This is a genomic window from Micromonospora sp. DT229 (genome assembly GCF_049844505.1).
In the GTDB taxonomy this organism is placed as follows: domain Bacteria; phylum Actinomycetota; class Actinomycetes; order Mycobacteriales; family Micromonosporaceae; genus Micromonospora.
The window spans coordinates 45,297-58,598 of the sequence record NZ_JBNCLD010000004.1 but is presented as its reverse complement, the minus strand read 5'-3'; the positions used below and the strand labels follow the sequence as shown (position 1 = coordinate 58,598).

11 protein-coding genes are annotated in these 13,302 nt (G+C 69.9%); 8 read left to right on the top strand and 3 right to left on the bottom strand.

Going from position 1 to position 13,302, the window contains the following annotated elements; translation table 11 throughout:
* Positions 1 to 54: 54 nt before the first annotated feature.
* The 7 genes from ACLQ2T_RS07705 to ACLQ2T_RS07675 all read left to right on the top strand — a co-directional run bounded on the left by ACLQ2T_RS07705 (position 55) and on the right by ACLQ2T_RS07675 (position 7,641).
* Positions 55 to 1,239 (top strand): extracellular solute-binding protein, encoded by a 1,185-nt coding sequence (locus tag ACLQ2T_RS07705; protein WP_425765295.1) that lies wholly within the window; start codon positions 55 to 57, stop codon positions 1,237 to 1,239.
* 2 nt (positions 1,240 to 1,241) lie between these two features.
* Positions 1,242 to 2,393: an ABC transporter ATP-binding protein gene (locus ACLQ2T_RS07700; RefSeq protein WP_425765294.1), complete on the top strand. Its 1,152-nt coding sequence runs from the start codon at positions 1,242 to 1,244 to the stop codon at positions 2,391 to 2,393.
* Positions 2,390 to 3,301 (top strand): ABC transporter permease, encoded by a 912-nt coding sequence (locus ACLQ2T_RS07695; RefSeq protein ID WP_425765293.1) that lies wholly within the window; start codon positions 2,390 to 2,392, stop codon positions 3,299 to 3,301. The genes ACLQ2T_RS07700 and ACLQ2T_RS07695 overlap by 4 nt, the downstream gene beginning before the upstream one ends.
* Before the next feature lie 55 nt (positions 3,302 to 3,356).
* Positions 3,357 to 4,199, top strand: coding sequence for an ABC transporter permease (locus ACLQ2T_RS07690; protein WP_425765292.1), 843 nt, complete (start codon positions 3,357 to 3,359; stop codon positions 4,197 to 4,199).
* Positions 4,196 to 5,614 carry an NAD(P)/FAD-dependent oxidoreductase gene (locus ACLQ2T_RS07685; RefSeq protein WP_425765291.1) on the top strand — a complete coding sequence of 473 codons (1,419 nt, stop codon included), beginning with the start codon at positions 4,196 to 4,198 and terminating at the stop codon, positions 5,612 to 5,614. The genes ACLQ2T_RS07690 and ACLQ2T_RS07685 overlap by 4 nt, the downstream gene beginning before the upstream one ends.
* A gap of 242 nt (positions 5,615 to 5,856) precedes the next feature.
* Positions 5,857 to 6,702 carry a DUF559 domain-containing protein gene (locus tag ACLQ2T_RS07680; protein WP_425765290.1) on the top strand — a complete coding sequence of 282 codons (846 nt, stop codon included), beginning with the start codon at positions 5,857 to 5,859 and terminating at the stop codon, positions 6,700 to 6,702.
* A 264-nt stretch (positions 6,703 to 6,966) separates the two neighbouring features.
* Positions 6,967 to 7,641 (top strand): hypothetical protein, encoded by a 675-nt coding sequence (locus ACLQ2T_RS07675; RefSeq protein WP_425765289.1) that lies wholly within the window; start codon positions 6,967 to 6,969, stop codon positions 7,639 to 7,641.
* A 58-nt stretch (positions 7,642 to 7,699) separates the two neighbouring features.
* Here ACLQ2T_RS07675 and gabT read toward each other — a convergent pair whose 3' ends face one another.
* Both gabT and ACLQ2T_RS07665 read right to left on the bottom strand, forming a co-directional pair.
* Complete coding sequence (gene gabT, locus ACLQ2T_RS07670) at positions 7,700 to 8,971, bottom strand: 4-aminobutyrate--2-oxoglutarate transaminase (protein ID WP_425765288.1); 1,272 nt, start codon at positions 8,969 to 8,971, stop codon at positions 7,700 to 7,702.
* A gap of 8 nt (positions 8,972 to 8,979) precedes the next feature.
* The gene (locus tag ACLQ2T_RS07665; protein ID WP_425765287.1) at positions 8,980 to 10,416 is read right to left on the bottom strand and encodes a gamma-aminobutyraldehyde dehydrogenase; all 1,437 of its coding nucleotides are present in this window, start codon (positions 10,414 to 10,416) and stop codon (positions 8,980 to 8,982) included.
* A gap of 141 nt (positions 10,417 to 10,557) precedes the next feature.
* On the opposite strand from ACLQ2T_RS07665, the gene ACLQ2T_RS07660 reads away from it, so the two are divergent.
* A complete protein-coding gene (locus ACLQ2T_RS07660; protein ID WP_425765286.1) occupies positions 10,558 to 11,997 on the top strand; it encodes an aldehyde dehydrogenase family protein in 1,440 nt (479 codons plus the stop codon).
* Between the two features lie 62 nt (positions 11,998 to 12,059).
* On the opposite strand, the gene ACLQ2T_RS07655 is transcribed toward ACLQ2T_RS07660, so the two are convergent.
* Positions 12,060 to 13,292, bottom strand: coding sequence for an SUKH-3 domain-containing protein (locus ACLQ2T_RS07655; protein WP_425765285.1), 1,233 nt, complete (start codon positions 13,290 to 13,292; stop codon positions 12,060 to 12,062).
* Positions 13,293 to 13,302: the final 10 nt, after the last annotated feature.

Here is a 13,302-nt window from a genome sequence, read left to right as displayed (position 1 = left end):
CCCGCCGGCGTGTCACCCCCGTCCTACCGCCGATCGAGCAATAGGAGTCGTCACATGCGTAGTGCCTTCCGGCCCCTCACCCGGCGTGGGCTGCTCACTGGCACCCTCGGTTCGGCTGCCCTGCTCGCCGCCGGTGGCACCCTCGCCGGTTGTGGCACCCCCGGTGCCCAACAGACCGAGGCCGGCTGCGTCAGCGAGGACCTGTCCGGTACGGAGAAGAAGTTGGCCTTCTCCAACTGGCCGCAGTACATGGACGTCGACGACGATGACACCGCCAAGCGGCCCTCGCTGGACGGGTTCGTCAGCAAGAGTGGCATCCAGGTGAGCTACACCGAGGATGTCAACGACAACAACGAGTTCTTCGGCAAGGTGCAGAACCAGCTCGCGGCCTGCCAGGGCACCGGGCGGGACATCATGGTGCTCACCGACTGGATGGCCGCCCGGATGATCCGGCTGGGCTGGATCCAGAAGCTGGACAAGGCCAACCTGCCCAACGTCGAGGCGAACCTGCTGCCCTCGCTGCGCAACCGTCCCTTCGACGCGGACAACCAGCTGGCCGTGCCGTGGCAGTCCGGCCTGGCCGGGTTGGCCTACAACGGACGGGTCACCGGCGAGCTGCGTACCCTGGACGAACTGCTGACCCGCCCGGATCTCAAGGGCAAGGTGACCGCGTTGACCGAGATGCGGGACACCATGGGGTTGCTGTTGATGTCCAACGGCCACAACCCGTCCGACTTCACCAGCGGCCAGTTCGACGACGCGCTCAACAAGCTCAAGAAGGCCGTCGACTCCGGGCAGATCCGCCGGTTCACCGGCAACGACTACGCCCCCGACCTGGCCAAGGGGGACATCGCGGCGTGCATCGGTTGGTCCGGCGACATCATCCAACTCGGCTTCGACGACGAGAAGATCAAGTTCGTGGTACCCGAGTCCGGGGTGATGCTCTGGTCGGACAACATGCTCGTACCGAACAAGGCGACCCACAAGGCCAACGCCGAAGCGCTGATGAACCACTACTACGAGCCCGCGGTCGCCGCCCAGCTGGCCGCCTTCGTCAACTACATCTGCCCGGTGCAGGGGGCCCAGGCGGAGATGGAGAAGATCGACCCGAAGCTGGCCGCGAACCCGCTGATCTTCCCCGACCAGGACATTCTGGCCAAGTCCCGGGTCTTCATGGCCTTGGATGAGAAGCAGGAGCGCGAGTACGAGACCAAGTTCCAGCAGGTTATCGGAGCGTGACGATGGCCCGGGAGACACCGGCCGGCGACCTGCGCCTGGCCAACCTCACCAAGACCTTCGGCGCCTTCACCGCCGTCGACGATCTCAGCCTGACCATCGCCCAGGGCTCCTTCTTCGCCCTGCTCGGTGCCTCCGGCTGCGGCAAGACGACCACCCTGCGGATGGTCGCCGGGCTGGAGGAGCCGACCAGCGGGCAGGTGCTGCTCGGTGACCGGGACATCGCCGGGCTGCGTCCGTACAAGCGGCCGGTCAACACGGTGTTCCAGAGCTACGCACTCTTCCCGCACCTGGACATCTTCGAGAATGTGGCCTTCGGGCTGCGTAGACGCGGCATCCGGTCGGTGGAGGGTCAGGTGCGGCAGATGCTGTCCCTGGTGCAACTCGACGGGTACGAGCGACGCCGCCCGGCCCAGCTCTCCGGCGGCCAGCAGCAACGGGTCGCACTGGCCCGAGCCCTGATCAACCACCCGCAGGTGCTGCTGCTCGACGAGCCGCTGGGCGCGCTGGACCTCAAACTGCGGCGCCAGATGCAGATCGAACTCAAGCGGATCCAGACCGAGGTGGGCATCACCTTCGTGCATGTCACCCACGACCAGGAGGAGGCCATGACGATGGCCGACACGGTCGCGGTGATGAACGCCGGACGGATCGAGCAACTCGGCGCACCGGCCGACATCTACGAGTTCCCGGCCACCGCCTTCGTGGCCAACTTCCTCGGCCAGTCCAACCTGATCGCCGGTGAGGTCTCCGGCAGCAACGGGGACGACACCCTGGTCACCGCGCGGGGCGCACGGTTCTCCGTGCCGTCGGCCCGGGCCCGCACCGACCAGGGCCCGGTCTATCTGGGCGTACGCCCGGAGAAGCTGCACCTGGCCGCGGCGGCCGTGCAGGTGCCCGCCGGTAGCCAGCACCTGGACGGGACGATCTCGGACGCCTCGTACGTCGGGGTGAGCACCCAGTATCTGCTGCGTACCAGTTGGGGCACCGAGCTGAGCGTCTTCGTCGCCAACAGCGGAACCCAGCAGCGCTTCGCCGTCGGGGAACGGGCGGTGGCCTACTGGGACCCCCGGCACGCCTTCCTGCTCGACCGCCGGGCCGGGGAGGACGACCGCACCTCGCCCGTACTCGACCAGCCGGTGGGTGCGTCCTCGTGAGCGTCTTCGCTCACGTACCCACGGGTTCCGGGCAGCCGGTGTCACCGCCGGCCGCCCGCTCGGCGCGGTACCGGTTCCTGCCGTACCTGCTGTTGTTGCCCGGCGCGGCCTGGCTGCTGCTGTTCTTCGCCGTGCCGCTTGTGCAACTGGCCTCGGCCAGCCTCTACGACCCAGAAGGTTCCCTCTCCACCGGGTACGCGTTGACCTGGGCCTTCGGCAACTATCCGACCGCCCTGCAGCAGTACTGGCCGCAGTTCAGTCGATCGTTCATGTACGCCGGCATCGCCCTGGTGTTGGCCCTGCTGATGGGCTACCCGCTGGCGTACGCGATCGCCCAGAAGGCCGGGCGCTGGAAGAACCTGCTGCTGGTCTGCGTGGTGGCCCCCATGTTCACCAGCTTCCTGGTACGCACCCTGGCCTGGAAGACCATCCTGTCGGACAACGGTTGGCTGGTCGGGCTGCTGCGCGACGTGCACCTGCTCGGCCCGGACGGGCGGCTGCTGGCCACCCCGATCGCGGTGGTGCTCGGCCTGACGTACAACTTCCTGCCGTTTCTGGTGCTGCCGCTGTACGCGAGCCTGGAGCGGCTGGACCCCCGGCTGTTGGAGGCCGCCAGTGACCTGTACGCCAGCCCGCTGAAGACCTTCCGCCGGGTCACCCTGCCGCTGTCGATGCCCGGGCTGATCGCCGGCACCCTGCTCTTCTTCATCCCGGCGACCGGTGACTACATCAACGCCGAACTGCTTGGCACCCCGAACCAGTTCATGATCGGCAACGTCATCGACTCGGCCTTCCTGGTCCGGCTGGACTACCCCCAGGGGGCGGCCCTGTCGTTCCTGCTGATGTCGGCGATCCTGGCGGTGGTCTTCGTCTACCTCCGCCGGGCGGGCACGGAGGATGTCCTGTGAGCGCGAGGAGTGCAGCGCAGCGGAGCCCCGCAGTCGCGAACGAAAGGTGGGCTCGGTGAGCCGGGTCTCTCGGTGGTTCGCCCAGCACTGGGTGATGGGGGTGGCGCTGCTGGTGCTCGGCTACCTGTTCCTGCCGATCGCCGTGGTCGCCGCGCTGTCGTTCAACCGCCCGTCGAGCCGACTGTCGTACGACTTCAACGAGTTCACCCTCGACAACTGGCGTAACCCGTGCGCCACCTCGGACATGTGCGACGCCGTGCTGCGCAGCGCCCAGATCGGCTTCCTCGCCACCGTGGCCGCCACCGCGCTGGGCACCCTGATGGCCTTCGCCCTGGTCCGGCACCGGTTCCGGGGCCGCTCCGGGCTCAACGTGCTGATCTTCCTGCCGATGGCCACCCCGGAACTGGTGATGGGGACCTCCCTGCTGGCCCTGTTCGTCGCCGGTGGGGTGCCGCTGGGCTTCTGGACCATCGTCATCGCGCACGTCATGTTCTGCCTGTCGTTCGTGGTGGTGACGGTCAAGGCGCGGCTGGCCGGGATGGACCGGCGGCTGGAGGAGGCCGCGATGGACCTGTACGCCAGCGAGTGGCAGACCTTCCGGCGGATCACCCTGCCGCTGGTGCTGCCCGGCATCGTCGCCGCCGCCCTGCTGGCCTTCTCGCTCAGCTTCGACGACTTCATCATCACGAACTTCAACTCCGGCACCACTGTCACCTTCCCGATGTACGTCTGGGGTGCCGCCCAGCGGGGCATCCCCCCGCAGGTCAACGTGATCGGCACGGCCATGTTCGCGTTCGCCCTGCTGCTGGTGCTGGCCACCATGGCGCGGGGGCGGCGGGCCCGCCGGGCGGCGCTCATGGCGGCCGTGCCGGCCCCCCGGGCGGCCGGCCGGTCATGAACCTGCCGCCGCCCGACCGGGCCCACACCGACGCGGTACGCGCACCGTACTGGCTGGACCGGCCGGAGCGGCCCGATCCGTTGCCGCCGCTGGCCGGGCCGACCAGCGCCGACCTGCTGGTGATCGGCGGCGGGTACGGCGGGTTGTGGGCCGCCCTGCTGGCCAAGCAGGCCGACCCGGGGCGGGACGTGCTGCTGGTGGAGGCGGGCACCTGCGGCTGGGCGGCCTCCGGACGCAACGGTGGGTTCTGTGCCGCCTCGCTGACCCACGGGCTGGCCAACGGGGTGCAACGGTTCCCGGACGAGATCGACGAGTTGGAGCGGTTGGGTCGGGAGAACCTGGACGCCATCGCGGCGACCGTGGCCGGGTACGACATCGACTGCGACTTCGAACGCACCGGCGAGTTGTCCGTGGCGGTCGAGCCGTACCAACTCGACGGGTTGGCCGAGGACGCCGCCCTGGCCCGGCGGTACGGCCACCAGGTCAGCCTGCTCGACGCCGACGAGGTACGGGCCGAGGTGGACTCCCCGACGTACCTCGGCGGGTTGTGGGACCGCGACCGGGTGGCGATGCTGGACCCGGCGCGACTGGCCTGGGGGCTGCGCCGGGCCTGCCTGGACCTCGGGGTACGCATCCACGAGCACACCCGGGTGACCGGGCTGCGTCGGGCCGGAGGGGCCCTGCTGGCCCAGACCACCGGTGCCGACGGTCTCCCCGGGGCGGTACGCGCCGACCGGGTGGTGCTGGCCACGAACGCTTTCCCGCCGCTGCTGCGCCGGCTGCGCGCCTGGGTGGTGCCGGTGTACGACTACGCCCTGATGACCGAACCGCTGACCCCCGCCCAGCGGGACGCCATCGGCTGGCGCAACCGGCAGGGGTTGGCGGACACCGGCAACCAGTTCCACTACTACCGGATCACCGGCGACGGTCGGATCCTGTTCGGTGGGTACGACGCGGTCTACCACTACGGCAACCGGGTGGCCCCAGCCCTGGAACAACGCGAGGCCACCTTCACCGCCCTGGCCAGCCACTTCTTCACCACCTTCCCGCAGTTGGCCGAGGTGCGGTTCAGTCACCGGTGGGGTGGGGTGATCGACACCTGCACCCGGTTCTGCGCCTTCTTCGGCACCGCCTACGACGGTCGGCTGGCGTACGCGGCCGGCTACACCGGGCTGGGGGTCGGGGCTACCCGCTTCGGCGCCCGGGTGCTGCTCGACCTGGTCGCCGGGGCGGACACCCCGCTGACCCGACTCGCCCTGGTGCGCGACAAGCCCCTGCCCTTCCCACCCGAACCGGCCCGCGCGGTCGGCATCGGACTCACCCGCTGGTCCCTGGCCCGCGCCGACGCCCGACAGGGACACCGCAACCTCTGGCTCCGCACCCTCGACCGGCTTGGTCTGGGCTTCGACTCCTGACCCCCGTCGCCCCTCACCCGCCGCGCCCCCCGCCCTTCGCCCCGTCGATCTTGCACTTTTGGTCGGTGCATAACGGGATGAAAGCCTCGAATCAGCGACCGAAAGTGCAAGATCGACGGGGTGGTGGGGGGTGCCTAGCACGAAAGAGGGGGTGGGTGGGGGTTATCCACAGGGCGGTTGGTTGTCCACAGGGGAGGACCGTGGGGTGGGGGTGAGGGGTGTGGGCGGGGCAGGGTGCGGGGGTGACTGCTCAACTGTGGCGAGTGGAAAGCTTGGTGCGTACCCTGACCGCCCGTCGGCTGCGCACCCGGCTCAGTCGGGAGGAACTGCATCGGGTACGCCGGGGTGTCTACGCCGAACAGCCTGTCGACGATGAGGACGAACTACGAGCTCTCCTGATGTGTCTGCCGGCGGGCGCCATGTTCGCCCGGCAGACGGCGGCGCGGCGGCACGGGTTCGGGGTACTGCGCGACGATCTCGTGCACGTCCAGGTGCCGCCCAGCGTGCCGAAACCCCGACTGCCCGGGCTGACGGTGCACCACAGCGTGTTACCGGTGCAGCCGGTGCTGGTACGAGGGCTGCCGTGCGTGCCTGCGGCGCGTTGCGCGGTCGACCTGGCGCGTACGGTGCCTCGGTTCGATGCACTGCCCGTGCTGGACTCGGCGCTGCGATCCGAGGCGGTGACCCCGGACGATCTGCTCGCCGAGGTGGGCGCACATCGGGCGCTACGCGGCGTACGCCAGGCGCGAGAGTTGGTGCCGCTGGCCGACGGTCGAGCGGAATGCCGCCAGGAGAGCCAACTGCGGTTGGTGCTGTTGGACGGGCGACTGCCGCCACCCGAGCCGCAATTGTGGGTCCCGGACCGCTACGGCACCCTGCGGTACCGTCTCGACCTGGGCTACCGGGAGCGCAGGGTAGGCATCGAGTACGACGGCCTCTCCCACCTGGACCGGGATGCCCTGCGGTACGACCGGGAGCGGGTCAACTGGCTCGACGCGCAGGGCTGGCGGATGCGCTACTTCACCGACCGCGACCTGTACCGCCGCCCCGCCCACATAATCGCCACCATCCGAGCCGCCCTCTCCTAACCGCCTCACCCTCACCCCGCCCGCCCTCCCTGACCCGCGATCTTGCACTTTCTGTCGGTGCAAAGAGGATGCAAGCGGACGAACGAGCGACAAAGAGTGCAAGATCGCGGAGCGCCGGGCCGGGGCTGGCGCGGCGTTGTCCTGTGAGGGTGCGGCGGCGCCGGAGAGCAGATGCGAAACCTTGTTTTCGATTCACCTGAACCCGATAGCGCTCCCACGCCGTACCAGCATCCGAACGCAGCTGCCGAGAACGGGAGGCAACAGGTGAGGGTGCAGCGTAAGCACATGCTGGCGGCGGGGGTGGCGGTGGTGGTCGCCGGGGCCATGGTGGTGGGCACCGGGCTCGGATTCGCCGACAGCACGCCGACCGCCCAGAGCGTCTGCCCTGGCTCGATCACCTTCTCGGCCGAAGGGGGTGCGCCGGCCGCCACCAGCAACCAGTTTCCGATCGGAACCAGACTGCGGGTGACAAATCTGGACAACGCCAGGACGGCGGAGGTGACCGTGGTCGGGCCGTCGGGTAGTTGCGTGCTGCTCAACGCCGCCGCGATGGACCTGGTCCGCGAACCGGGGAAGAACGTCATCCGGCGAAACGTGGTCGAGCGGCTGGGCGGTGCCGCGGCGCAGCCCGGGCAGCCGGGTCAGATCGCCGACCGACCCGGCGTGGCGTCGCCGCCCGCGGTTCGCCCGGTCACCGGGTCCGTCTGCCAGGGCGCGATCACCTTCTTCGAGGAGGTGGCCGCTCCGGCTGCCACCAGCGACCGGTTCCCGGTCGGCACCCGGCTGCGGGTGACCAACCTGGACAACACCCGGTCGACCACGGTGACGGTGACCGGGCCGTCGGGTAGTTGCGTGCTGCTCAACTCCGCGGCGATGGAACAGATCCGGGAACCCGGCAAGAACCTGGTCCGCAACAACACCGTCGAGCTGCTGCGCTGAGACCGGGCCGGGTGGCTGTCGCGCGATGCGGACGCGGCAGTCACCCGGCCGTCTCGGGTCACCCGAAGGCGGCGTCGAGGATGTCCATGCCGCGGGACAGGTCCTCGTCGGAGATGACCAGCGGGGGCAGGAAACGCAGCACGTTGCCGTAGGTGCCGCAGGTCAGGGTGAGCAGGCCGGCGGCGTGGCAGGCCGCCGAGATCGCCGCCGTGGCGACCGGGTCGGGGGTCAGGGTGCCCGGCTGCACGATCTCCACCGCGAGCATCGCGCCGCGACCGCGTACCTCGGCCACCCGGGGATCCCGTTCGGCGATGGCCCGCAGCCGGGTGGTCAGCACCGCCTCGATCCGCCGGGCGGCCGTGGCCAGGTCCAGCTCGTGCATCGTCTCGATCGAGGCCAGGGCGGCGGCGCAGGCGATCGGATTACCCCCGTAGGTGCCGCCCAGCCCACCGACATGCACCGCGTCCATCAGCTCCGCCCTGCCGGTCACCGCGGCCAGCGGCAACCCACCGGCGATGCCCTTGGCCAGGGCGATCAGATCCGGCTCGACCCCCTCGTGCTGGCAGGCGAACCAGTCGCCGGTGCGGCAGAAGCCAGTCTGGATCTCGTCGGCGATGAAGACCACCCCGGCCCCCGTCGCCCACTCGCGCAACGCCGGCAGAAAACCCGCCGCCGGTACGACGAAACCGCCCTCGCCCTGGATCGGCTCGATCAGCAACGCCGCGACGTTCTCCGCGCCGACCTGCTTCTCCACCAACTCGATCGCCCGAGCCGCCGCGGTGGCGCCGTCCAGGCCACCGTCGCGCAGCGGATACGACATCGGCACCCGGTAGATCTCCCCGGCGAACGGCCCGAACCGGTGCTTGTACGGCATGTTCTTCGCGGTCAACGCCATGGTCAGGTTGGTCCGGCCGTGGTACGCGTGGTCGAAGACCACCACCGCCGGTCGACCGGCGGCGTGCCGGGCGATCTTGACGGCGTTCTCCACCGCCTCGGCACCGGAGTTGAACAACGCCGAACGCTTCTCGAAGCTACCCGGAGTCAGCTCGTTGAGCTGCTCGCAGACCGCCACGTACGACTCGTACGGCGCGACCATGAAGCAGGTGTGGGTGAAGCGTTCGACCTGGGCGCGTACCGCCTCGACCACCTTGGGGGCGCTGTTGCCCACGTTGGTGACCGCGATGCCGGCGGCGAAGTCGATCCACTGACGGCCCTCGACATCGGTCAGGGTGCCGCCGGAGGCGGTGTCGACATAGGAGGAGATGACGCTGCCGACACCCCGGGCGACGGCCGAACCCCGCCGCTTGTGCAGCTCCGCTGAAGAGGTCATGAGACGGATCAGCCTTCGATGTTGTGCATGACGTGCTTGATCCGGGTGTAGTCCTCCAGGCTGTAGATCGAGAGGTCCTTGCCGTGCCCGGAGTGCTTGAACCCGCCGTGCGGCATCTCGGAGATGAACGGGATGTGGGTGTTCACCCAGACGCAGCCGAAGTCGAGTCGCCGGGTCATCCGCATCGCCCGACCGTGGTCACGGGTCCAGACCGAGGCGGACAGGCCGTAGTCGACCCCGTTGGCCCAGCGCACCGCCTCGTCCTCGTCGGAGAAACGCTGCACGGTGATGACCGGGCCGAAGACCTCCTGCTGGATGATCTCGTCGGCCTGGCGCAGGCCGGAGACGACCGTGGGGGCGTAAAAGTAGCCCCGCTCACCCACCTGGGAGCCGCCGGTCTGCACGTTCGCGTGATCCGGCAGCCGGTCCACGAAGCCGCGTACCCGGGCCAGTTGGTTGGCGTTGTTTAGCGGACCGTAGAGCACGTCCTCCTCGTCCGGCAGGCCGGTCCTGGTGTTGCGGGCCTGCTCGGTGAGGGCGGCGACGAAATCCTCGTGGACCCCGGGTGCGGTCAACACCCGGGTGGCGGCGGTGCAGTCCTGGCCGGCGTTGAAGTAGCCGCCCATCGCGATGGCCTCGGCCGCCGCCGCGATGTCGGCGTCGTCGAAGATCACCACCGGGGCCTTGCCGCCCAGTTCCAGGTGGGTGCGCTTGAGGTCGGGCGCGGCGGCGGCGGCGACCTCCATGCCGGCCCGGGTGGAGCCGGTGATCGACACCAGCTGCGGGGTGGGGTGCGCGACCAGGGCCCGGCCGGTGTCCCGGTCACCGCAGACCACGTTGAACACCCCCGGCGGCAGGACCTCGGCGGCGATCTCGGCCAGCAGCAGCGTCGACACCGGGGTGGTGTCCGACGGCTTCAGCACCACGGTGTTGCCGGCCGCCAGGGCGGGCGCGATCTTCCAGACCGCCATCATCAGCGGGTAGTTCCACGGGGTGACCTGGGCGCAGACCCCGATCGGCTCGCGCCGCACGTAGGAGGTGTGCCCGGCCATGTACTCACCCGCCGAACGGCCCTCCAGCAGCCGGGCGGCACCGGCGAAGAAGCGGAACTCGTCCACCGCGGGCGGCAACTCCTCATCGGCGGTGAGCTGCCGGGGCTTGCCGGTGTTGCGGACCTCGGCGTCGACCAGGTCGGCGGCCCGGGCCTCTACCGCGTCGGCGAGCTTGAGCAGGGCCTTCTGCCGCTCCGCCGGAGTGCTGTCCCGCCAGCTCTCGAAGGCGGTGGCGGCGGCCCGCATCGCCGCGTCGACATCGGCGGCCCCGGAGACCGGGGCCTGGGCGAAGACCTCCCCGGTGCAGGGGTCGATCAGGTCGGCGTAGCCACCGTCGACCGGCTCGACGTACTCGCCGTTGACGAAGTTGCGCAGCTTCTGCTGGTCACTCATGACAGGATCACTCCGAAGGGGTCCGGGGGCGCGCTGCGGCGGTTATCGCAACCTTCGTGCCATCTTCGCTACTGAATTCGCGGCAGACAAGGGTCAAGGCGACCGTTTCCGTCGGCCTGGCTCTGGATTAGGCTGCGGAACGTGGACCTCACACCGTTCTTCGTCGCCGGTCGACCCACCCACGGCACCGAGGAGGTGACCGTCCACCATCCGTACGACGGGCGCCCGGTGGGGCGTACCACCCTCGCCACCGCCGACCAGGTCGAGGCGGCCGTGGCGGCGGCGGCCGAGGTGGCGGCGACGGCCGCTGCGCTGCCCGCGTACGCCCGGGCGGCGGCCCTGGACCACGTCTCGCGTCGGCTGGCCGAGCGGGCCGAGGAGATCGCCGCCCTGATCACCGCCGAGAATGGCAAGCCGGTCAAGTGGGCCCGGGCCGAGGTGGGCCGGGCGGTGTCCACCTTCCGCTGGGCGGCCGAGGAGGCCCGGCGCTACTCCGGTGAACTGCAACGGCTCGACACCGACCCGGCCGCCACCGGCCGCATCGCCCTGGTCCGGCGGGTGCCCAAGGGGCCGGTCCTGGGCATCACCCCGTTCAACTTCCCGCTCAACCTGGTGGCCCACAAGGTGGCCCCGGCCATCGCGGTCGGCGCACCCATCGTCGTCAAGCCGGCACCGGCCACCCCGCTCTCGGCGCTGCTGCTCGGCGAAATCCTGGCCGAGACCGACCTGCCCGCAGGGATGTTCTCGGTGCTGCCGCTGCCCAACGAACGCGCCGCCGACCTGGTCACCGACCCTCGGCTGCCGGTCGTGTCGTTCACCGGCTCCGGGCCCGTCGGCGCGACCATCCGCCGATCCGCACCGGACAAGCACGTGACGCTGGAGCTGGGCGGCAACGCGGCGGCCTTGATCTGCGAAGACTTCTCCGCCGACGAGGACCTGACCTTCGCGGCCCAGCGGATCGCCACCTTCTCCAACTACCAGGCCGGTCAGTCCTGCATCGCGGTGCAGCGGGTGTACGTGCACGAGTGGCTCTACGACGGCTTCCTGCCCCGCCTCGTCGCGGCCGTACGGGAACTGCGCACCGGCGACCCCGGCGACCCGCTGACCGACGTCGGCCCGCTGATCTCCGTCGAGGCCGCCCGTCGGGTCGAGGCCTGGGTGGAGGAGGCCGTGGCGGCCGGGGCCACCATCGAGACCGGCGGCCAGCGGGAGGGGGCGACCTACCCGCCCACCATCCTCAGTGGAGTACCGGACGACGCGAAGGTGTGCGCCGAGGAGGTGTTCGGCCCGGTGCTCGTGGTGGCCCGGGTCGAGAACGACGCCGCCGGGTTCGCCGCCGTCAACGACTCGGCGTACGGCCTGCAGGCCGGGGTCTTCACCCGCCGCCTGGATGTCGCCTTCGCGGCGGCCCGCACCCTTGAGGTCGGCGGGGTGATCGTCGGGGATGTCCCCTCGTACCGCGCCGACCAGATGCCGTACGGGGGCGTGAAGGGCAGCGGTGTCGGTCGGGAGGGCCTGCGCAGCGCCATGGACGACTACACCGACCCCCGTGTCACCGTCCTCACCGGCCTGGTCCTGTAAGGAAGGGCACCTTCTTAACGCCTGCGGTAGAGAAAGGGCCCCTTGTTAACGCCGGAGAAGGATCACCAAGTGCCGTCGTCGCGTACCCGGGCGGGGGCGCGACCGAGTAGCAGGGTGACGAGCGCCTGGTCGATGTCCGCGCCGAGGAACCACTCGCCGGCCTGATCGAGGGCGAAGATCCGGCCGTGCTCGTCGACCGCGATGATGCTGTGCTGGTTCTCCGTGCCGATCGGGAACAGCCGCGCCCCGATCACCGCCGCGAAATCGGCGAGCGTGTCGGCGGTGTGCGCGACCTGCCGAGGCCGGATGTCGAAACGAGAGATCCACACTTGTTCCCCTGGGCCTCGGCGTCCGCCTACGAGGCTCGGGAAGGCGGTAAGAGTGGAGGTTGCGGCAGGGAAGGCTGGGTGCTCGTGGACCTTGCCTCGTACGGCGCTCACATCGCGGATAGCCGACATAGCGACGACCTCGTCGCCGAAGTGTGGTCGCCAACCTGCGGCGACGAGGGACTGAGCGACCTCTGGCGGAAAACGCCCGGGGGAAGGGTCGGGTGCGGCATCGGGATACCACGTCACGGTGTACGCACGGTCGGACCATGGCAACAGGCTGAAGTCCACAAGCATGTCGATACACGAGTCACAGGGCCGGTCGGCTGGCCCGCCGTGAGGGTCGCCGGGCTCGCGGATGTGGAAGACCTCGAAGCGGGCGGAGCCCAGCAGGTCTCGGGCGTCATCAATGGTCAACGGGGCGAGGCCTGCGGTGGCGCGGTGGTGGTCGTACTCGTGCAGGACGTCGGAGACGACGACGAGTTCGGCGTGCCGGTCACCGCCACGGACCAGGTGCCCCGCGGGTAGCTGGTCGAGGTACGCCCGGACCAGCCGATGGTGGTTGAGCTGCACATCGCCCTTCACACCCTGGGCGATGAAGACCCGGCCCTCGATGGTCAGATGTGCCGCTGTGGTCGGGGTGGGCAGCCGACGGATCTCCCGCAGCAACTGGCTGGCCGGATCGACCGTACGGGGAGCCGGTGGCCCGCTGGGTCGACTGCGACGGAAGAGTTGTTCCACCGTCTCCGGCGGGACCCGGGGCCAGGTGGTCACCTCGCCGGTCTCCTTGTCGACCACAGTGGTCGGCAGGTCGCCGGGAACCGCTCTGACCTCAGCGGACACCGTTGTGGTGATGACGTACCCGAGGTCGAACTCGGTGATCATGGGCCGGCACTCGTGACCCAGACGCTGTGAGTCACGGCGGGCCCAGGCCGCCGCGATCTGCTCAGCCTGCTCGCGGTCAATCACACCGCGAACC